Annotated in this window: 14 protein-coding genes and 6 tRNA genes; 16 read left to right on the top strand and 4 right to left on the bottom strand. The window is 34.7% G+C overall.

Annotated features, from left to right (window positions below; translation table 11 throughout):
- Positions 1–11: 11 nt before the first annotated feature.
- From AB1J10_RS10185 to glmM, 10 genes are all read left to right on the top strand, one after another.
- Positions 12–86: transfer RNA gene (locus tag AB1J10_RS10185), tRNA-Asn, on the top strand.
- Positions 87–89: 3 nt separating this feature from the next.
- Positions 90–161, top strand: a tRNA-Glu gene (locus tag AB1J10_RS10190).
- 12 nt (positions 162–173) lie between these two features.
- Positions 174–249, top strand: a tRNA-Val gene (locus tag AB1J10_RS10195).
- An 18-nt stretch (positions 250–267) separates the two neighbouring features.
- Positions 268–351: transfer RNA gene (locus AB1J10_RS10200), tRNA-Tyr, on the top strand.
- Between the two features lie 4 nt (positions 352–355).
- Positions 356–430, top strand: a tRNA-Gln gene (locus AB1J10_RS10205).
- A 3-nt stretch (positions 431–433) separates the two neighbouring features.
- Positions 434–506, top strand: a tRNA-Lys gene (locus AB1J10_RS10210).
- A 250-nt stretch (positions 507–756) separates the two neighbouring features.
- A complete protein-coding gene (rocF, locus tag AB1J10_RS10215; protein ID WP_070039777.1) occupies positions 757–1,662 on the top strand; it encodes an arginase in 906 nt (301 codons plus the stop codon).
- Between the two features lie 139 nt (positions 1,663–1,801).
- On the top strand, positions 1,802–2,608 hold the full coding sequence (cdaA, locus tag AB1J10_RS10220; RefSeq protein ID WP_019467737.1) for a diadenylate cyclase CdaA: 807 nt from the start codon (positions 1,802–1,804) through the stop codon (positions 2,606–2,608).
- A gap of 1 nt (position 2,609) precedes the next feature.
- Positions 2,610–3,542, top strand: a complete 933-nt coding sequence (locus AB1J10_RS10225; RefSeq protein WP_046207708.1) for a CdaR family protein — start codon at positions 2,610–2,612, stop codon at positions 3,540–3,542.
- 24 nt (positions 3,543–3,566) lie between these two features.
- On the top strand, positions 3,567–4,922 hold the full coding sequence (gene glmM / locus AB1J10_RS10230; protein ID WP_046207709.1) for a phosphoglucosamine mutase: 1,356 nt from the start codon (positions 3,567–3,569) through the stop codon (positions 4,920–4,922).
- Between the two features lie 310 nt (positions 4,923–5,232).
- Here glmM and AB1J10_RS10235 read toward each other — a convergent pair whose 3' ends face one another.
- Genes AB1J10_RS10235 through AB1J10_RS10250 form a run of 4 tightly spaced genes read right to left on the bottom strand, consistent with a single transcriptional unit; the run spans position 5,233 to position 10,380 of the window.
- The gene (locus AB1J10_RS10235; protein WP_107391399.1) at positions 5,233–6,336 is read right to left on the bottom strand and encodes a mannitol-1-phosphate 5-dehydrogenase; all 1,104 of its coding nucleotides are present in this window, start codon (positions 6,334–6,336) and stop codon (positions 5,233–5,235) included.
- Positions 6,336–6,770: a PTS sugar transporter subunit IIA gene (locus AB1J10_RS10240; RefSeq protein ID WP_046207711.1), complete on the bottom strand. Its 435-nt coding sequence runs from the start codon at positions 6,768–6,770 to the stop codon at positions 6,336–6,338. The genes AB1J10_RS10235 and AB1J10_RS10240 overlap by 1 nt, the downstream gene beginning before the upstream one ends.
- Positions 6,771–6,775: 5 nt before the next feature.
- A complete protein-coding gene (locus AB1J10_RS10245) occupies positions 6,776–8,806 on the bottom strand; it encodes a BglG family transcription antiterminator (RefSeq protein WP_107365739.1) in 2,031 nt (676 codons plus the stop codon).
- 38 nt (positions 8,807–8,844) lie between these two features.
- Entirely contained in the window at positions 8,845–10,380 is a 1,536-nt protein-coding gene (locus tag AB1J10_RS10250; protein WP_046207713.1) for a PTS mannitol transporter subunit IICB, read from the bottom strand.
- A gap of 641 nt (positions 10,381–11,021) precedes the next feature.
- Between AB1J10_RS10250 and glmS the strand changes: the two genes are divergently transcribed.
- From glmS to AB1J10_RS10280, 6 genes are all read left to right on the top strand, one after another.
- Entirely contained in the window at positions 11,022–12,827 is a 1,806-nt protein-coding gene (gene glmS, locus AB1J10_RS10255; RefSeq protein ID WP_046207715.1) for a glutamine--fructose-6-phosphate transaminase (isomerizing), read from the top strand.
- 150 nt (positions 12,828–12,977) lie between these two features.
- Positions 12,978–13,817 (top strand): heteromeric transposase endonuclease subunit TnsA, encoded by an 840-nt coding sequence (locus tag AB1J10_RS10260; protein WP_011867750.1) that lies wholly within the window; start codon positions 12,978–12,980, stop codon positions 13,815–13,817.
- Positions 13,814–15,970, top strand: a complete 2,157-nt coding sequence (locus AB1J10_RS10265) for a Mu transposase C-terminal domain-containing protein (protein ID WP_011867749.1) — start codon at positions 13,814–13,816, stop codon at positions 15,968–15,970. The genes AB1J10_RS10260 and AB1J10_RS10265 overlap by 4 nt, the downstream gene beginning before the upstream one ends.
- The gene (locus AB1J10_RS10270) at positions 15,945–17,636 is read left to right on the top strand and encodes an ATP-binding protein (protein ID WP_011867748.1); all 1,692 of its coding nucleotides are present in this window, start codon (positions 15,945–15,947) and stop codon (positions 17,634–17,636) included. The genes AB1J10_RS10265 and AB1J10_RS10270 overlap by 26 nt, the downstream gene beginning before the upstream one ends.
- An 11-nt stretch (positions 17,637–17,647) precedes the next feature.
- Positions 17,648–19,516, top strand: a complete 1,869-nt coding sequence (locus AB1J10_RS10275) for a TnsD family Tn7-like transposition protein (protein ID WP_011867747.1) — start codon at positions 17,648–17,650, stop codon at positions 19,514–19,516.
- On the top strand, positions 19,497–21,029 hold the full coding sequence (locus AB1J10_RS10280) for a Tn7-like element transposition protein TnsE (RefSeq protein ID WP_011867746.1): 1,533 nt from the start codon (positions 19,497–19,499) through the stop codon (positions 21,027–21,029). Before AB1J10_RS10275 ends, AB1J10_RS10280 begins: the two co-directional genes overlap by 20 nt.
- The last annotated feature ends 286 nt before the right edge of the window (positions 21,030–21,315 follow it).

Here is a 21,315-nt window from a genome sequence, read left to right on the forward strand (position 1 = left end):
TGTATTATTATTCCACAGTAGCTCAGTGGTAGAGCTATCGGCTGTTAACCGATCGGTCGTAGGTTCGAGTCCTACCTGTGGAGCCATATGGCCCCGTGGTCAAGCGGTTAAGACACCGCCCTTTCACGGCGGTAACACGGGTTCGAGTCCCGTCGGGGTCATTGATACATATTGGAGGATTAGCTCAGCTGGGAGAGCATCTGCCTTACAAGCAGGGGGTCGGCGGTTCGAACCCGTCATCCTCCACCATTGCTAATTTAATAATACGGAGGGGTAGCGAAGTGGCTAAACGCGGCGGACTGTAAATCCGCTCCTTCGGGTTCGGCAGTTCGAATCTGCCCCCCTCCACCATTAATGGGCTATAGCCAAGCGGTAAGGCAACGGACTTTGACTCCGTCACGCGCTGGTTCGAATCCAGCTAGCCCAGCCATTAGAGCCATTAGCTCAGTTGGTAGAGCATCTGACTTTTAATCAGAGGGTCAGAGGTTCGAATCCTCTATGGCTCACTTTTAAGCATTCCTTCGGGAATGCTTTTTTTGTTTTTAATAGAAGTTTTTTGATATTTATTATATACATTTTTTTGTTTAAAATAATGAAATTATGTTGCTATACCTAGTTATTTTGAATTAAAAATCGTTATTTTGTTTCTTTATGTAATTTGCTTAAATTTACATAATTGGGGGCTTTTGTATTAGCTTGAAAGTCATATCACTTTAGATTATCCTAGTATCAAACGAAAACAAAGGGGTTTTTTAAATGGATAAATTAGTAGAGATTATTGGTGCACCTTCGACTTATGGCCAAAAAAAATTGGGGGTAGATTTTGGACCGGACGCAATCCGTTATGCAGGTATTGTAGAACGAATACAAAATATTGGAATTAATGTTAAAGATTCAGGTAATATTAGTGTTCCTGCAATACATTTAGAGAAGTTCAACTCAGCTCAAAAAGGATTACGCAATTTAGATGAAATAGTTGAAGTATCTAACCAACTTAGTGAAACAGTATCACAAAGTGTTGATAATGGTAATTTTCCACTTATATTAGGTGGTGACCATTCCATAGCAATAGGCTCAATTTCTGGTATTAGTAAACACTATGAAAATTTAGGAGTGATTTGGTATGATGCACATGGTGATTTAAATGTACCTGAAGAATCACCTTCAGGTAATATACATGGGATGCCACTGCGAGTGTTGGCAGGCGAAGGGGACTCACGTTTAGTGAATATCTCTAATTATGCGCCAAAAGTTAGATCAGAGAACATTGTACTGATAGGTATGAGAGATTTAGATAAGGGAGAACGTCAATATATTAAAGAAAATAATATAAAAACATATACAATGGCCGATATTGATAAACTTGGGATTAAGCACGTGATGGAGGCAACTTTAGATTACTTGAAATCTAAAACAGATGGCATTCATTTGTCATTAGATGTAGATGCCTTAGATCCTGCTGAAACACCAGGAACTGGTACAAGAGTACTAGGAGGCTTAACATATAGAGAAAGTCATTTTGCGCTAGAATTATTACATAATTCAAATTTAATCACTTCCATGGATTTAGTTGAAGTAAATCCTTTGATAGATATGAATAATCACACGGCAGAACAGGCAGTTTCATTAGTAGGTAGTTTCTTTGGTGAAACATTATTATAAAACAATAAAAGGAATAATATGGGGGTAATTCCATATTATTCCTTTTAATTTTATGATAAAAAATTAATACTTAATATGACAGTTAATGTTATGATTGGTATAATATATAACATGGGAACAGATAACCGGAGGAGATGTTATGGATTTATCCAACTTTTTTGATGATTGGAGTACAGTCAAAATAATTGCTAGTGTACTCGATTTGCTCATTGTATGGTATGTACTTTATCTTCTCATTACAGTATTTAAAGGTACAAAAGCGATTCAATTGCTGAAAGGTATTGTAGTAATTGTGATCGGCCAACAAGTGAGTAAAATGTTAAACTTAACAGCGACATCTCGTTTGTTTGATTTAGTAATACAATGGGGTGTTTTAGCTTTAATCGTTATATTTCAGCCGGAAATTAGACGTGCTTTAGAACAACTGGGTAGAGGAAGTCTATTTAAACGCTATTCTACAAGTTTGAATAGTGATGAAGACAAGCTTATTTCATCTGTTTCTAAGGCTGTTCAGTATATGGCTAAACGCCGGATTGGCGCATTAATCGTATTTGAAAAAGAAACAGGATTACAAGATTATATTGAAACAGGTATAGCAATGAATTCCGAAATTTCTCAAGAATTACTGACTAATGTGTTTATACCAAATACACCTTTACATGATGGTGCTATGATCATTCAAGCGAACAAAATTGCAAGTGCTGCCAGTTATTTGCCACTGTCAGACAGTGCTAAAATAGCTAAAAGTCTGGGAACAAGACATAGGGCAGCTGTGGGCATTTCAGAAGTTTCAGATGCATTTACAGTAGTAGTATCTGAAGAAACAGGATCTATTTCAGTCACGTTTGATGGTAAATTAAGAAAAGATATCTCTAATGAAGCATTTGAAGAATTATTGGCTGAACATTGGTTTGGCACACACTTTCAAGAGAAAGGTGTGAATTAATATGTTAGAAAGTAAATGGGGATTAAGATTAATCGCATTAGTTTTAGCATTAGTATTCTTCTTATCTGTCAATAACATGTTTGGTAATATCTTTAATGCTGACCAACTGGGACAAAAATCTACTGAAACACTTCAGGATGTACCAGTACAAGTTAATTATGATAGTAAATCGTTATATGCTAGCGATGTACCGAATAAAGTGGATATTGAAATATCTGGTCCACAATCTCAAGTGTTGAAAGCTGAAAACGGCGAAAATATTAAAGCTGTACTTGATTTGAGTGGTGAGAAGGCTGGAAAACATACCACACAATTCAAGGTCAATGGTTTAAATAAAGACGTTGATTATACAGTTAAGCCAAAAGAAACAACAGTTAATCTTGAAGAAAAAGTTACTAAGAAACTTAAAGTAGAACCTGATGTGAGTGATAATGACTTAGATGCCAATTATAAAGTGAGTGACCAAAGCGTATCGCCTGAAACAGTTAAAGTTACTGGTGGTAGCAAGCAAATTGATAAAATTGCATACTTAAAAGCTACGTTTAAAGATAAAGATAAAATTAGTAAAGATACTACGGATATTGCACGTATCACTGCTTTTGATAGAAAACTCAATAAAATCAAAGTATTAATACAACCAAATGAAGTTAATTTGAGCGTCAAATTGGAAGATTATAGCAAGAAAGTAAAAGTGAAAACTAAAGCAATAGGCGCCTTACCTAAAGGTAAAGAGATAGATGATATAAAATTAGATAAAGAAGAAGTAGAAATTTTCGGTAATAGAAACGACATTCAAGATATTGACGAAATTACTGCAGAAATCGATTTAGATGGAGTTACAGAATCAACTGAAAAAAATGTAGAATTTAAATTACCAGATGACGTTTCAAAAATTGAACCAAATGAAACAACAGCAAAAATTAATATTAAATAGATTTTTATAAAGGAGATATAAATCATGGCAAAATATTTTGGTACAGACGGCGTAAGGGGCGTTGCAAACAAAGAATTAACGCCAGAACTTGCGTTTAAATTAGGGCGTTTTGGAGGTTACGTGTTAGCCCATAATGAAGGTGAAAAGCACCCTAAAGTACTAGTAGGTAGAGATACTCGTGTTTCTGGTGAAATGCTTGAATCTGCGTTGATCGCTGGATTGATTTCAATCGGTGCAGAAGTCATGCGTTTAGGCGTTATATCAACACCTGGCGTAGCATATTTAACTAAAGAGATGGAAGCTGAATTAGGTGTTATGATTTCTGCTTCTCATAATCCTGTCCCAGATAACGGTATTAAATTTTTCGGTTCAGATGGTTTCAAACTATCTGATGATCAAGAAAGAGAAATTGAGCAATTATTAGACCAAGAAAATCCAGAATTACCACGTCCTGTCGGTGAAGACATTGTGCATTATTCTGATTATTTTGAAGGTGCGCAGAAGTATTTAAGTTATTTAAAATCAACGATTGATGTTAACTTAGATGGTATGAAAATCGCCTTAGATGGTGCCCATGGTTCTACTTCATCGCTAGCACCGTTTTTATTTGGAGATTTAGAGGCTGATACAGTTACGGTTGGTTGTAATCCTAATGGTTATAATATTAATGATCATGTAGGATCAACACATCCAGAAACATTGTCTGAAAAAGTTGTTGAAGCTGAATGTGACTTTGGATTAGCGTTTGATGGTGATGGCGATAGAATAATCGCTATTGATGAAAATGGAGATATCGTTGACGGAGATCAAATTATGTTCATCATTGGTCAAGCAATGAGCAAGAACCAAGAATTAAATAATAATATGATCGTCTCAACCGTCATGAGTAATTTAGGATTCTACAAAGCTTTAGAAGATGAAGGTATTCAATCTAATAAAACAAAAGTAGGAGATCGTTACGTAGTTGAAGAAATGCGTAGAGGTAATTATAATTTAGGTGGAGAACAATCTGGCCATATCGTGTTAATGGATTATAACACTACTGGTGATGGTTTATTAACAGGCGTGCAGTTAGCAAGCATTATTAAAATGACTGGTAAAAGCTTGAGTCAACTTGCAAGACAAATGAAAAAATATCCTCAATCTTTAGTTAATGTGCGTGTGACTGATAAATATCGCGTAGAAGAAAATGTAGATGTTCAGGAAGTTATGACTAGAGTAGAGGTTGAAATGAACGGAGAAGGGCGTATTTTAGTTAGACCATCAGGCACGGAACCATTAGTAAGAGTTATGGTTGAAGCAGCAACTGATGAAGCAGCACAACATTATGCCCAAACAATTGCAGATGTAGTTAAAGAGAAAATGGGGTTAAATGAATAAGTTCTATGACTTATTTGAAACTGTTAATACAGATACTAATGATAGTGTTAGTACATGTATTGACAGTTTTTTTATTAGCTATAAACCAAACGAAGTGTGTAATTCATAATATTATATTTTAAATTCATTTTGTAAATTAATTTAGGTAGATATCTAGTAGAATCAGAAGCATAAGAAAAGTACAGAATTGAGCTATAAAGTCACTTATTTCTTGCAAATACAACTAATGTTATAAAAATTAACTAAAAAGACTAATCCATATAAATGAGGATTAGTCTATAATTTTGGATATTTAATAATACATTATCTTTTATAAAACGTTGTATTCTTTGTTAATTTCAGAAGCCAAGTGATCATCAATTTTAGCATAATCTTTTAAGAAGGCTTCAACACCATAAGCTTTAATATAATTATTTTTTTCAACTGTTTCTTGATCATTCGTATCATCGTATTTTAATAGTAATGCAGCTGCTTTAATTAAGGCATGATGTTTTAGATTATTTTGATAGAGATAATTTAATGGTTTAATTATTCTATCTTGAGGTCCAATTTTACGGATTGTGCCTCGACCAACACGAGTTACTTCATCTGAAAGATGAGGGTTTTTAAAGCGCTCAATAATTTTATCAACGTATTTTGCTTGTTCTGATGTTGAAAAATCAAATTGGTTCGTAATGTATTGACTGGTTTCTTTTAAAACTTCTTCCAGGTCATGTTTGATTATTTTATCATTCATTGCATCTAAAATCGTAGGTTGATTATTATATCTACCAGCGTAGGCTAAGAATGCATGACCAGTGTTTACCGTCAATAATTTTCGTTCAATATAAGGCGTTAAATTAGACACGTATTTGATATGATCTAATTCTGGACCATACCATGCATCTTTTTCTACAACCCATTCATAGAAAGGTTCCACGATGACATCTAAAATATTCTCATTGGACTGCAGAGGAACAATTCGATCAACTGCAGAATTGACAAAATGAATATGGTCATCTAATGGACCAGTGATATCTAAGATTGCCTCTTTCAATGTGTTCGTAGCCATAATGGCATTTTCACATGCTACAATATTTACCGGTGTTTCTTTTTCTTTTAAATAAGGCGCAAACGTTTTAGCTATAATTGGTAAAATATTTACACCGACTGCAGTAGTAATTAAATCAGCTTCTAATACAGCTTGTTTTAATTTAGCATAAGGTTGTCCTGAATTGATTGCGTCAACATTGTGCACACGAGTTGTTGTTTGCGCATCGTCAGCTAGTATCACATCATATTCATGTTTTGAATCTAAAGCATCAATAATTTCAGCATTGACATCTGCAAATGTAACTTTAATATCATTATCAGCTAAAATATAACCAATAAAACCACGACCAATGTTACCCGCACCAAAATGTAATGCTTTCATTATGCGTCAGCCTCCTCAAATACTTGTTTAATTTCTTCAGCTGATGAAGCATTGATAATGCGTTCAACATTTTCTTCTTCACTAAATGTGATAGCAATTTTTGATAGTAAATCTAAATGCTCACCATCCTTACCTGCGATACCTACAACCACTTTAACTTCTTCTCCATCCCAATCAACACCATCAGGAATTTGAATTAAAGTTAACCCTGATTTTAATACACTAGTTTTCGCTTCATCAGTACCGTGGGGAATGGCCAATCCATTACCCATAAATGTTGTTACAACTTGCTCACGATCTTTCATAGCTTGAATGTAGTCTTCTGTAACTGCACCACTGGATACAAGTGCTTGTCCTGCTTTTTCAATTGCTTCGTTTTGATCTTTCACAGTTTGATTAATAAAAATATTGTCATTGCTAAATAATTCGCTCATATTATTCACTCCATGTTTAATTGATTTTGTAATGCTTTCAGATAACTTTGTTTTAGTAAATCTGATAATTGTTCTGGTTGTTGCATAAATTGATCGATATTATCGAGATGCTCACCAATTTTTCCAGATAATTCACTAATAAGTTGTGCCATGATATCATCCGGAGGTATGAACATATTTAATAAATATGTTACAGAAACTTTGTCATTTTGATTACTTTTAAGCAAAAGTGGTTTTTCTAATATAGTGACTAGGATAAATGGTTTTTTAATTAAATCACTTTTTAAGTGTGGCATAGCAATAGGATAAGGATCTAAAACAAAGCCTTGTTCATCCATGCGTTGCTTAATAAGTTCAGCGAATGACTGTTTATCTTCAATAATTTGATGTTTAAATAATTGTCTTGTTAAATACATAATCCAATCTTGAATATGTGTATAATCAATATATATCGAATCAATGACTTCAAGTCCTTTACGGATATAATCTAATTGATATTCAGGATTTGAAAAGGTTATATCAGCATCATCAAATATTTGCGTTTGTGGCTTGTCTTGTTGCATGTTTAGAAAAGCAGCTACGTGATTAATGTCTGCATCTGGTAACAATGGATTAACAGTGAGATATGGTAAGCTGATATCTAGATTAACTGTTGAAATAATAGCATCATATTGTTGAATATCAATGGAATTAAGATCACCCACAGAGGCTTGCGTTGTTTGTTGAATTTCACTAAATGTTTGTTGTAATCGTGTAGCAAGTAGACGGCTTGTACCAATCCCACTACTGCAAACGACGAGCACCTTATAAAAAGATGTGGCTTGTTTTTGAATTGCACCACCGAAATGTAATACGATAAATGCAATTTCACTTTCTGGAAATTGAAAATTTGGCCATGTTTTTATTAAACCTTGATGTACACTTTCAAATAATCTTGGATATTTATGCTTAATCATTTCAGTTAAAGGATTATGCGTTTCAATATTAGCATTTAATCGATTGATTGCAGGTATTATATGCAATTTTAACCCTTCGCTTAATGTTCGCCAATCTTTAAATGTTTGTTGAGAAATTTCTGATACCATTTGAATAAGATTTTTGATGCGTTGATCATCTTTATTATTTTTAAACACTTCAGTAGTTTCTTTGCGTTTGGCCCCGCGTAAATGAATCGTGATAAAGGTTATTTCGGCTTGGTTGAACTGAACGCCGTAGATGTGCTCTAAATGTAATGCTAAAGCTGAGGCGACTTGATGTTCAAAGGTATCTTTGACATGATTATAAATATCATCATTTAAAGCTACATATTCATCTTTAAGCATTCGATCAATGCTGAGCACAATGTGTACTGTTAAAGTTAAATAGCTTGATTCTGTCAGTGAATAAGGTAGTTGTCCTAAATGATCCATAAGAATTCTCTCAACTTGGAAGATTTTATCTAAATCTACCATTGGTAACTGAGTTTGATTAATGGATTGATACACAAAGTGGTTTTCTATTACAGAATAAACACTCGTACTGTTTAAATTATTAACCATCAATTGACTTAATAACTCTCTTTTTTTTGATTCAGCACCATAAAGGTGAATACCTTCACCACGCTTTTTTTGAAGCGTTAATTGATATTGTACGAGTTCACCATCTAACTCATCTAGTAATTTAGCTAGGGTTTGCGTAGAAACACCAATTTCGTGTGCTAAACTGTATTGCTTGATTGGATCTTTAGCTTGAATAAGTGCATATAATATAATTACTTTTTGTTCTTCTTGAGACAAATCAATCGTAACTTGTTGAAGTAATTCATTTTTTAATGAATGTATCGCTGATGGACTACCAGATAACTGTAAACCTTTTTTCGTAACGCGTTCCAATTCAATATTAAAACTTTCTAAAAATGGCTCAATAGACTTTAATTCTCTATGAATAGTACGAGAGGATACAGCTAAATGTTGAGCAATGTCATAAATAGTGACATATTGACCGTGATACTTAATTAACATTTCGATAATTTCCTTTTCACGTGTACTCAAAAACATAGCCATACCCTCCAATTTATTTCTCTTTTAGTGAGTGATTAGTTTTCTTCTTTTTTAAGGTTTTCTAATAATTCATCATATCTAGGAGAATTTAAGAAATTCTCTACTGAAATATGAATTGCATTTGGAACTTGTTTGATTGCTCTATCTGTTAATTTTTTTTGAGTAATGACAAGTTGAGCGTCACTTGGCAATTGATTAATCGCTGTATTCGTTACTTCAACGTCTTGAATGCTAGCTTTTTTGAATTTGTTACGTAACATGCTTGCGCCCATAGCACTTGATCCCATACCTGCGTCACAAGCGAAGATAACATGATTTACTTTACTGTAGTCATGTGCATCTACATTCTCTGTATCATAGTTATCTAGTAAATCATCCTCTGATTGACTATCACTATTTTTGTCAGCTGTATCTTTTGTAGTTGTTGAAGTGTTATCATCACTATTCCCTGTTAACTTAGAAGATACACTCGATTTTTTACCTTTTGATGCTTCCATTTTCTCTGTCGCTGCTTCTAAATCTTCTTCTGTTTCTTTTGTGAATTTTAAAATAATTGATGAAACAATAAATGAAACGATTGCTGCTAATAACACACCTGTAATCATGTGTAAGAATTCGCCTTTAGGGGCATTTAACATATATACGATAAATGAACCAGGTGAAGCTGGACTCTTGAACCCAAAGTCTAATAATGAATAAGTAGCAACACCAGTCATACCACCTAATATTACTGCGATGAACAATAAGGGTCTCATTAACACATAAGGGAAGTAAATTTCATGAATACCACCTAAGAAGTGGATAATCCCAGCACCATATGAAGTAGCTTTAGCTGTCCCTTTACCAAAGATCATATAAGCAACTAAAACACCTAAACCTGGACCAGGATTTGATTCGATTGTGTATAAAATAGATTGGCCTGCAGATGCAGCTTGATCTGCACCCAATGGTGTAAATACACCATGATTTATAGCGTTATTTAAAAATACGATCTTAGCAGGTTCAACAATAATACTTACCAATGGAAGTAAATGCGCATGTACCAATGCTTCAACAGCAACTGATAAAATATGCATGATAAATTCCATGATTGGTGCTAATATTTTAAAACCTATGATAGTCATAATAAAACCTAAAATACCAGCTGAGAAGTTATTGAATAACATTTCAAAACCTTGTGGTGTTCTTGGTTGAATGAATTCATCAGTTTTCTTCATTAACCAACCAACAAGTGGTCCCATAATCATTGCACCTAGTAACATAGGTGTTTCTGGTAATGCTACAATAACACCCATTGTTGCTACAGCTGCAATAATTCCGCCACGCATCTCGTGTATTAGGCGACCACCACTATAAGCAATTAATAATGGTATTAAATAAGTAATCATTGGTCCAGCTAATTCACCTAAATCTTTATTTGGCCACCAACCGCCATCTATAAATATTGCTGCTATAAAACCCCAAGCAATAAAAGCACCAATATTAGGCATAATCATACTACTTAAAAATGAACCAAAGGCTTGAACTTTACGACCAATTCCTTTATTTTCTTGAGCATCTGTTTGTGACATAATTTGCACCTCTTTTTCTCTGTATTTAAGTATCATTGTAGGTCTGTTTACATAAATAAACAACAAATAGTAATCTCAAATTTGTCACATATTTTTTGACAAGTTTATGACTATTAATATATGGAAGGTTTTGAATTTTTAATAATAAAAACATTTTGCAATTATTTTAAGGATGAAGTTAATAAAAAATTTGCATTTGGTCACAAATACATTGTACAATTAGTGGTATTGAAGGAAAGGAGGAAAGTTTGTCTTAAATATATCAATAAAAGCGCCTGTGCAAGTGAAGCGGTTAAATATTTAACATTTAAGATTTATAGCAGAAATCTTAATAGATATGAAATCGAAGCTTGTAGACGAGGAGGATAGTTATCGAACCATCGGCGGATGCTATCCCGGATGTGGCTCATTCGTAAACTTATTAAGGAAAACATTAGGGTGACCTAGTGCACAAAGTTAATAAGATAGCCAAATTAAATAAAAATTAAAAGTAAAGGTGAATGGGATTTCTGTGCCTATTTTTAAAATTTCTTACAAAAACGAATGTTAAGAAATTTATTTGAATTGGTCTTATATATTGAACAGGTTCCTATACGCCGAACGTTCAATACCCTTCACCATTAAATTGGAGGAGTATTTATATGTGTGGAATAGTTGGATATATCGGGCATGATAATGCCAAAGAATTGTTACTAAAAGGATTAGAAAAATTAGAATATAGAGGATATGACTCTGCTGGTGTTGCTGTTGTTAACGATGATGGCACAAATGTATTTAAATCAAAAGGACGTATTGCAGAGTTAAGAAAAGTTGCAGATAGTAAAGACGTTGATGGCAATGTAGGTATTGGTCACACACGTTGGGCAACACATGGTGTGCCAAATTATGAAAATTCACACCCACATCAATCTGCAACTAAACGTTTCACTTTAGTGCATAATGGTGTAATTGAAAACTATGAAGAGTTAAAAAATGAATATTTATCAGATGTAAAATTTCTATCTGAAACTGATACAGAAGTTATTGTTCAATTAGTTGAATACTTCTCAAATACTGGACTTTCTACAGAAGCAGCGTTTACGAAAGTTGTATCGTTATTAGAAGGTTCTTACGCATTAGGATTAATTGATAGTCATGACCGTGACACTATGTATGTTGCAAAAAATAAATCGCCGTTATTAATTGGTGTAGGCGATGATTTTAATGTTATTGCTTCAGATGCACTTGCAATGTTACAAGTAACAAACCAATACAAAGAAATTCATGATCATGAAATTGTTATTGTTAAACGTGATGATGTAGTTATTAAAGACCAAGAAGGTACGGTACAAGACAGAGAAGCTTATACTGCACAAATTGATGCTGCTGATGCAGAAAAAGGTGTTTATGATCATTACATGTTGAAAGAAATCCATGAACAACCTGCAGTAATGCGTCGTATTATCCAGGAATATCAAGATGCTGAAGGTAATTTGAAAATGGATGCGGATATTATAAAAGATGTAGCAGATGCAGACAGAATTTACATCATCGCAGCAGGTACAAGTTATCATGCAGGATTAGTTGGTAAAGAATACTTAGAAAAATGGGCAGGCGTGCCTACAGAAGTACATGTTGCTTCAGAATTTGTATATAATATGCCATTACTTTCTGAAAAACCATTATTTATTTACATTTCACAATCAGGTGAAACAGCGGATAGTCGTGCTGTATTAGTAGAAACTAAGAAACTAGGGCACAAATCATTAACAATTACAAACGTTCCTGGTTCAACATTATCTCGTGAAGCAGATCATACTTTATTATTACATGCCGGTCCTGAAATAGCCGTTGCATCTACAAAAGCCTACACTGCACAAATTGCAGTACTTTCAATTTTGTCACAAATTGTAGCGAAAGAACACGGTAAAGAAGCCGACGTTGAGTTATTACGAGAACTCGCGAAAGTGACTACTGCTATTGAAACAATTGTGGATGATGCAGATGTAATGAAACAAATTGCTACAGATTTCTTAGAAACAACTAGAAATGCATTCTTTATTGGTCGTACAATCGACTATAATGTTAGTTTAGAAGGCGCATTGAAGCTTAAAGAAATTTCTTATATTCAAGCAGAAGGTTTTGCAGGTGGTGAACTTAAACACGGTACGATTGCTCTTATTGAAGAGGGTACTCCAGTGATTGCTTTAGCTACACAAGAAAATGTAAACCTTTCTATTCGCGGCAATGTGAAAGAAGTTGCTGCACGTGGCGCAAACCCTTGTATAATTTCTATGGATGGATTAAATAAAGAGGGCGACACATACGTTATTCCTCATGTCCATGAGTTGTTAACACCATTAGTTGCTGTTGTGGCAATGCAGTTAATTTCATATTATGCTGCACTGCACAGAGATTTAGATGTGGATAAACCACGTAACTTAGCTAAGTCTGTAACAGTTGAATAAATTTATAAATAAGTTTGAGCTGGGTGTAGGTTTGAAATAAAGTCGCGACGTTTGTAAAAAAGATGCGATGTTTAAAACAAAGTCGCGATGTTTATAAAAAAGTTGCGAAGTTTCACCCCTTTGGATATGATTGTCTAAAGGGGTGTTTTTGTGGCGAAAAGAAAAAGAACATCTAAAATAGATAAGTGGATCAAAGAAGGTAGAGGAACTGGCAGTGGGGCAGATTATCAGCCATGGCTAAAAATTCAAGATGTTTCCTCACTAGGTCGGTCAACGAGATTAAAAGGTATAAAAACTGGCAGACAACATGAGTTTTTATCGGATTTGGAACGAAATTATTTTTATTTGACTGAATTTTCCGATGCCGTTTTAGATATTCGTGAACAATTTCCTTTATTACCACAAGAAGAGACAATTGTCATTGCGGAAGAGCTTGGAATTAAACACCCAGCTGATCCAAAAACAGGCGATCCGATTGTTATGTCAACGGACTTTTTATTAACAGTTGACAAGGGACAAGGTGTATTTGAAGTTGCTCATACTATCAAAATGAAAGATAAGCTTCTAGAAGAACGTGTGTTAGAGAAATTCGAAATTGAACGGGTTTACTGGGAGCGTAGAGGCATTAGTTGGGGTATCGTAACAGAGGAAGAAATTGATAAGACCGTGGCTAGAAATATTAGTTATATCCATGATTATTTTGATATTCGGAACTATGATGTATATCGAGAAATGGCTGACCAACAAATTGATGATTTATCATTGTCTCTTATGAGTCGTCTATTGAATAATTCGCAAAGTATCCGAGAAATTGCTAGTGAGTTTGATGCAGATACACACTTGCCTTTCGGTAGTGGTGTTACGTTGTTTTATCATTTGCTTGCCAAAAAAATTATGGTTACAGATATGTACAAGCCAATTGATTTAGAGAAGCCAACTGATGTTAAGTATGTTGATGAAAGTAAATTAGAGAAGGTGAAATACGGATGATTTATATTAATCAGGTATTTCAATATGTAACAGATTCAAAGAGAATTCGGGTAATAGATATTGAAGAACCACATGTATATATAGTTAATATTGACACCAGCAGTGCTATGCCACGAAAAGAGCTATACTCTAGCCTAACCACAGACATCAAGCAAGGTGAACTGTTAGCAATTAGTGATCCTTATGCAAAAATGATTTCTGAAGGTGATTTAACAGAGGTACAAATTCGTAAGCGCGAAGAAGATTGGGAAACTATACAAAAATACTGCGTGCCTAATATGCAAGATTTGCTCCGTAAACAAGGGAGAGAGAATAAAATTATTGAAGTAGTTAGGGATAGCAACTTAGGTAAGACAAAGATTAAAAAGTTGCTAACTCGCTATTGGCAGCGTGGAATGACAAAAAACGCCATGTTACCTGACTACTCTAATTCAGGTGGTAAAGGTAAAACGAAAGCTTTAACGAAAGAAAAAGTTGGTCGTCCTAGAAGAGTAAATTTAAATAATGAATATCAAACTGGGATTAACATTACAGAAGAAGTTAAGGTCCAAATTGAACACGTTATCAATAAGTACTACAGGAAAAAGAATAACTATTCTTTAAAAGATGTATATAATTTTATGCTACGTGACTTCTATTCTGATCGCTACAAGGAAAACGGTGAGCTGAAATACCGTATTTGGGATGCTACCCGAACGCCCTCTTACCATCAGTTTTACTATTGGTTTAAAAAGCTAGAAGATCCAAAAAAAGATATTCAATTTCGTAAAAGTACGAAAGAGTATGAATTGAAGCATCGTCCAATTTTAGGTAATTCTAAATCGGAAACAAATGGTCCTGGAACTAGATTCCAGATTGACGCAACTATTGCTGATATCTATTTAGTTAGTTCGCTTGATGTAAATAAAGTAATTGGACGACCAGTTATTTATGCTGTTCTTGATGTATATTCACGTATTATCACAGGGCTTTATGTCGGACTAGAAGGTCCATCATGGATCGGAGCAATGATGGCTTTAGATAATATGGTTGCAGACAAGGTGGAATTTTGTAAGCAATATGGAATTGATATAACTCCTGAGCAATGGCCAACACATCATTTGCCTGAAATAATTATCGCTGACCGAGGTGAGTTTGAAGGTTATTCGGTAGACAATCTCATTAACAATCTTAATATTAAAATTGAGAATACTACGGCTTATCGTGGAGATTTAAAAGGAATTGTTGAAAGGAAATTTCGTACGTTTAACGGTAAGCTGAAGCAAAAGGCACCTGGAGCGATTCAAAAGGAATATAGAGAGCGTGGAGATCAGGATTATCGCTTAAATGCTACGCTGAATTTAAAGGAGTTTACGTCTCTTATTATTACAATGGCGCTGCATCACAATCAAAAAGTCATTGATAAATACCCTGTTGAAAAAGAAATGGTCGCAGAGGGGTTAGTTCCAACGCCAATTAATTTATGGAGTTGGGGCATTCAAAATCGCACGGGAAGGCTAAGAACAATTGATAGAAATATTCTTCGCTTGAACGTGCTACCGAGAGGGAAAGCAACAATTTCAAGGGCAGGAATAAAATTTAAAAACCTTCTATACGGTTCTCAAAGAGCGATTGAAGAGGATTGGTATTTGAAGTTGAAAAATAGAAGTGTAGAAGTTGTTTATGATCCTAGACACGTCGAAAAAATCTATATTCCCCATGATAACGGAATGGACTTTGAGACGTGTATTTTGTTAGAACCAAGTCAGCAATATAAAGAAGATTTATTGGAAGAAATTGTCTTCCAACAACAACTTCGAAACGAACTAGAAGAAATAGAACGTACGAATCAAATTCAACTCACAGTAAATACAGATGCAGCAATGGAAGAGATCATTAAAAATGCTGTGAAAAATAAAAAACAATCATACAACCAACCAACGAGTAAGAAAGCCAAAATAGCTTCTATTCGTGATAACAAGGATGTTGAAAAACAATTAAACCGTGAATCTGAAAAATTTGATTTATCACCTGATAAGGTTAGTGAATCAGCTGAAGTAATTGACTTCGCTACAAAAGAAAAGGTCGATGAGACACCACCTAAGAAATCATCCTCACGACTAATGCAAAAATTAAAGAAGAAGCGAGATGAGGAATTTGGGAAAAACAAATGACATGGTTGTTTTAAAAGGAGAATTTGAAAAAGGTACCTATAAGGAACAACCTTTAAGTGAATATACCAATAATCCTTTCATCGAAGCTCTTCCAGCGATTTTCAGTGAGGATGATGTGTTGGAAAGATTTATGGTGACCCCACGAATTAGTAGGCAAGATAAGTTAAGTGCAACGAATATTCGCTATCACGTATTAAAACGTGTGAGGAATTTTATCCAGCCCTTGCCTATTCACTTCGAGGTAGAACGTCGTTTATCAACGTTGATTCGTAGGAGTTACTTAGCACGTAATCCTTTAGACATAACATTTTTAGAGCGTATTCGTGTATTGCATGAATTGCGTGAAGAAGAGACCACACATAAATATATCGATGAAAGACTGGATTATATTCGCTCGACCGCCGATAGTTTATCCATTATTGGTATTTCTGGAATTGGTAAAACAACGGCAATTGAACGTCTTTTGCTTATGTATCCACAGGTAATCAAGCATGAAGAATACAAGGGACAACCGTTTAATCGGACCCAAATTGTATGGCTTAAAATTGACTGTCCTTATGATGGAAGCTTATCTACTCTATGTAAAAGTTTCTTTAAAGCGATTGATGACTTGTTAGGAACAAGATATCTTGAGAAATTCGGTTACTTAAATCGAGTGACATCGACCATGTTATTGCACATGACTTCATTAGCAAGCATGTATGGCATTGGCGTTCTGGTAATTGATGAAATCCAGCACCTACTACATTCTAAAAATGATCAGGAAGAAATGCTGAATTTCTTTGTAACGCTATCTAATACGGTTGGCATTCCAACCGTATTAATTGGTACTTCTAAGGCACAAAAACTATTTAAGGGGAATTTCAGGCAGGCAAGACGAGCTGCAAGTGATGGAGCTATTATTTGGGATCGTATGGCGGAAAATAGTGAAGAATGGGAGTTCTTCTTAGAAACTCTTTGGGAATTACAGTGTTTAAAAACCTATTCTGAGCTTACTGAGGAATTAAAGAAATCATTTTATTACGAATGCCAAGGGATTACTGCTGTTGCTATGAACTTATTTATTTTAGCACAAGAACGCGCATTATTTGATGAGGGCAACCCGAATGAAATCATTACGCCACAAGTACTGAAAAAGACTGCGAAAGAAGATATGCAAACGATTCAACCAATGATGACAGCTATTCGGACAAACAATATTGCCGATATGATGAAATATGAAGATATCATGATCAACCTGGATGAAGTTATGCTGAACCATAAGCGAAATACAGAAATAGCAGGACGTATTCAGGAGGCGTTTAAGGAACGACAAAATAGAATCGAGTATAAACGTCAAGACATGATCGAAAACTTAAGTGTTGAAGTAGCAGCCCTTGGTATTTTTGATAGTTTGAAAGAGAATGATATAAAAAAACTCGTACAAAAAATAGTTGAAGAAAATTCACTTGATACTGAATTTAATCAACTTAAATCAGATGCGATTCAGCAGGCGATTGCCTTAAATCAACAAAAGAAAGATCAAAAAGCAAAGGCAAAAGTAAAAAATGTAGAGGTTCTACCATTACTAAAGCTAAGAAAGCAAGCATTGGAAAAAAAGCAACACCCCTATGAATTATTAAAAGCAAATGGATACATTAAAAAACCTTTGAAGGAGTTCTACTAGGAGGGAAGCAAATGCTGCCATTCTTTACAGATCCATATCCCGATGAATTAATTTATTCAGCGATTGCACGTTATCATTTTTATAGTGGAAATATAGATTACAAAGATACGTTGGAAGAAGTGTTTCAAAGTCGTTCTGTGATACCGAGTTTAGAGATTGGTAGCCATTTTGATGCTTTAGCTCAACAAATAGGAAACCGTTACTCGGTAGAAAGTCTGTTAGCAAAACATACTATTTATCCGTTTTATGCTCCATTCCTTTCTAAACAGCGACAGCAAGAGATTCTGTGGGACGTTCAAGGTGACGGAAAGGGTCTTTATACGAGACTTGGCATGATTGCAGGAGGTATTTGCAAGAAAGATGGATTATACTACTGCTCACAATGCGCCAAGGGTGATATTGATAGATACGGAGAACCATACATTCATAGGGAGCATCAATTACAGGGCATAGACTTGTGTGCGCATCATTATTTACAACTAAAGAAATATCCAGATGAATTTACCGAGCATAGTCGTATCAAGTTTATTCGGTTTGAGGTACAAAAAATGGATTTATCTGTTATACAGGAGGTGGTGTACCCTGAACGATTTGATATCCAAGTAAATTTAGCGACAATGGCATATCAACTGTTAAATGTTGATATAGTAGTGTTCTCTCGTGAGGAAATCTTTAAAAGGTATCAAATGCTTCTTAAAGAGAAAAATTTAATTACTACATCAAACCAAGTAAGGCAAAAAGAGTTATTTGATGCATTTCAAGTGAATTTCCCAAAAGGATTTCTAGAAAAGTACGAATCGAATTTTAACGGGGAAGATGAACACAATTGGCTCAAGGTATTAACTCGCAACGAAAAGCGTCATGTCCATCCTTTGCGCCATCTATTCTTTCTGTACTTTTTAGGAAAAGACGTAGAAGAACTTTTTCGTGTTCGTGAGGATTTAGGTCCTTTCGGTAAAGGTCCTTGGCCATGCTTAAATAAGGCTGCCGATCATTATAAGCAATTGGTAATCAGTAATGTAAAGATTACAAGAGATTTTAAAACAACAGCTCCTATCGGTACATTCGAATGTTCCTGTGGCTATATTTATGCCAGAAAGGGTCCTGATAAATCTAGCGAAGATAAATATCACATTGGTCGTGTAAAAGTGTTTGGAGCCACTTGGATGGATAAATTACGAGTCCTTGCATCCAACAAGAATTTAAGCATAAGAGCAATGGCTGAAATGCTTGGAGTTGATTCTAAGACCGTGAAAAATTATTTATCTGCGGGTGGAAAAAAAGAAAAAATCAAAAATAAAGTCAACTCACCAATGTTACAGCAATACCGTACACAACTACTTGAAGGGATACAGCAATTTCCTGATGATTCAAGAACACAAATTAGGGAACGTTTTAAAAGGGAATATATGTACTTGTATCGCCATGATAAGAAATGGTTGTTTAATAACCTGCCTATCAATCAGATAAAAGGGAAACCAAAAGCAACTGTGGATTGGGAATCTCGTGATTGTGAATACTATTCAAAAATTAAAAGGCTTTACGAAGAACTCATTATGTTAGATAAGCCTGTTCGAATCACCATTTCGGTTATTGGAAAACGTCTTGGAATACTGTCCAATTTGGAGAAACATCTTGATAAACTGCCACAAACTAAAAAGCTCCTAACCGATGTGACAGAAACTACCCAGCAATTCCAAATTAGACGCTGCTGTACTATTATTAATCAAATGTTGCGGGAGAGAGAACCTGTAAGCTTATGGAAAGTACAGCGCATAGGTGCTGTAAAATCACATCATTTCTATGAAATAAAACCATATTTGGAAGCTTATATAAACATGAAACAGGAAGTGGATAATTATGAGCTCACAACAAGTTAAAATTAAATGGCCATTCAAGAAAGGAGAAAAGGCAAGACTAATCTGGATTGGTGATCCTTTTCGTAATAATAATAAAATGATGCTTCATGCATACTTTCGCGCAAGGGGAGTCACAGAAAAGATACTAATGGACTGGGGTACGCTGCCTTGCTTGGCAATTCAACATTATTATAGTGATGGTGTAATTACGACAAGTCAGCCTCCACAGGGGGTGCAGGAAGTAGATATTACTATTTATCCAAATCGAGTTCAGTATTACGAAAAACTTTGGAACGTCCATGGAAGTAATGACCCTGCAACCTCACGCAGTTTCATATTTTCTTTTGAAGGCAAGAATGTCATTCTGCCAGTCATTGAAGTGCTGAGAAGTATATTGGCGCCTAATGGTTTTCTTTTATATCGCTTGTTTGAATCGAATTCATTTCCTCAATTTTTCACAGAAACATACGAACCAAATAAAATACATCTTAGTTTTTCATCGCTTTATGAATTGAAATACACCAGAACAGCATTTATTTATCAATTGGTTTGGCTATTAACAAACCGTGATTTAAGGCATGTTTATGAAAGTATTGCCTTCACATGGTTGCAAGAACAGACATTGAAATTCGAATGGACTTTTACACAACCAATCACTGTAACTGCACGGATAAAGGAAGATCAGAATACATGGACAGTACTACAAATTGTTAATGTGAAAAATAAGTATATTCCATATGAAAATATCTCAATTTCACATCCGGAAATTCGGGATAATGAGAAATCAAAGGAAGCGAAGAAATATACATATCGTTCTTTAAATAAAAAAGATGGTGAAGGGGGATTTACATTAGATGAACAAGTCGATGGGGCGACTGAGGATTTTGATTTTGTTCAGATGAATCAATTGGGACACGAATATACCTCGGTTCCTAAAGTTAAACAGGTCAAACTTGGATCAACCAAACAAAGGTTGGAAGAGGATGAAAATACAAAGAGATACTATGGTGACGATCATTACATTCGTTCTACAGCAGATAGTGGTGGTCAACAACTGGCAAGAGGATTAGAGCATCAAATGCTTCACGAAATTAAAGCTCAGGGAGAAATACAGGACTTTATTAATGTTTTGAAGGTATTGGAGCAATATCCAGAGGTAAAAGCAATTCGAGCATTTACTGATGTGTTGCCAGAAAGTGTGGGGCATAGGAAATATACTAAGTTAAGCGACGGTATTACTAAGAGGAGTTATATAATTGCTGAAGTATATATGATGAATGGCAACCATTTCAACATTATTGAGGTAGAACGTGAACGTCGTTCCCTATCTACACTTATTTTATCATCATCTTCGAAACAAAATTGGAGTGCAATCTGTAATTATATTCTTTTGAATCTTGTTAATGCTAGTGGTAATTGGACCAGAAAATCATTAAACTCTATCAATACTAAGGGAATTAAAATTGAAAAAACAAAACATAGTAGTAAAGGGGTTCAACATAGGGCTGGGATATTACTAGGCAAGTTGTTGTAATGTTTCACGCTATTTAAGCCGGAAAGTAGATACTAATTTTGTTCAAAGAATATTCAATGACTAATCTTAAATGAACTTTTTTCATTTATATAGAATGAGTAATATGTTGTCAAATAGTATTTAAATAAATATATAAGCTTGACTATGATCTAACTTAAAATTTAATAATGAGTGGGGAGTGAATAGGGTTAATTTAAAAATCATACGGTAAAAACCTTGCAAGATTGACTAGTGTCACAGAACGAACCCTTCATTACTAGTGGTTCGGTATTTGTCCGATAAACTG

The organism is Staphylococcus cohnii species complex 1663, from assembly GCF_041008415.1.
In the GTDB taxonomy this organism is placed as follows: Bacteria; Bacillota; Bacilli; order Staphylococcales; family Staphylococcaceae; genus Staphylococcus; species Staphylococcus ureilyticus.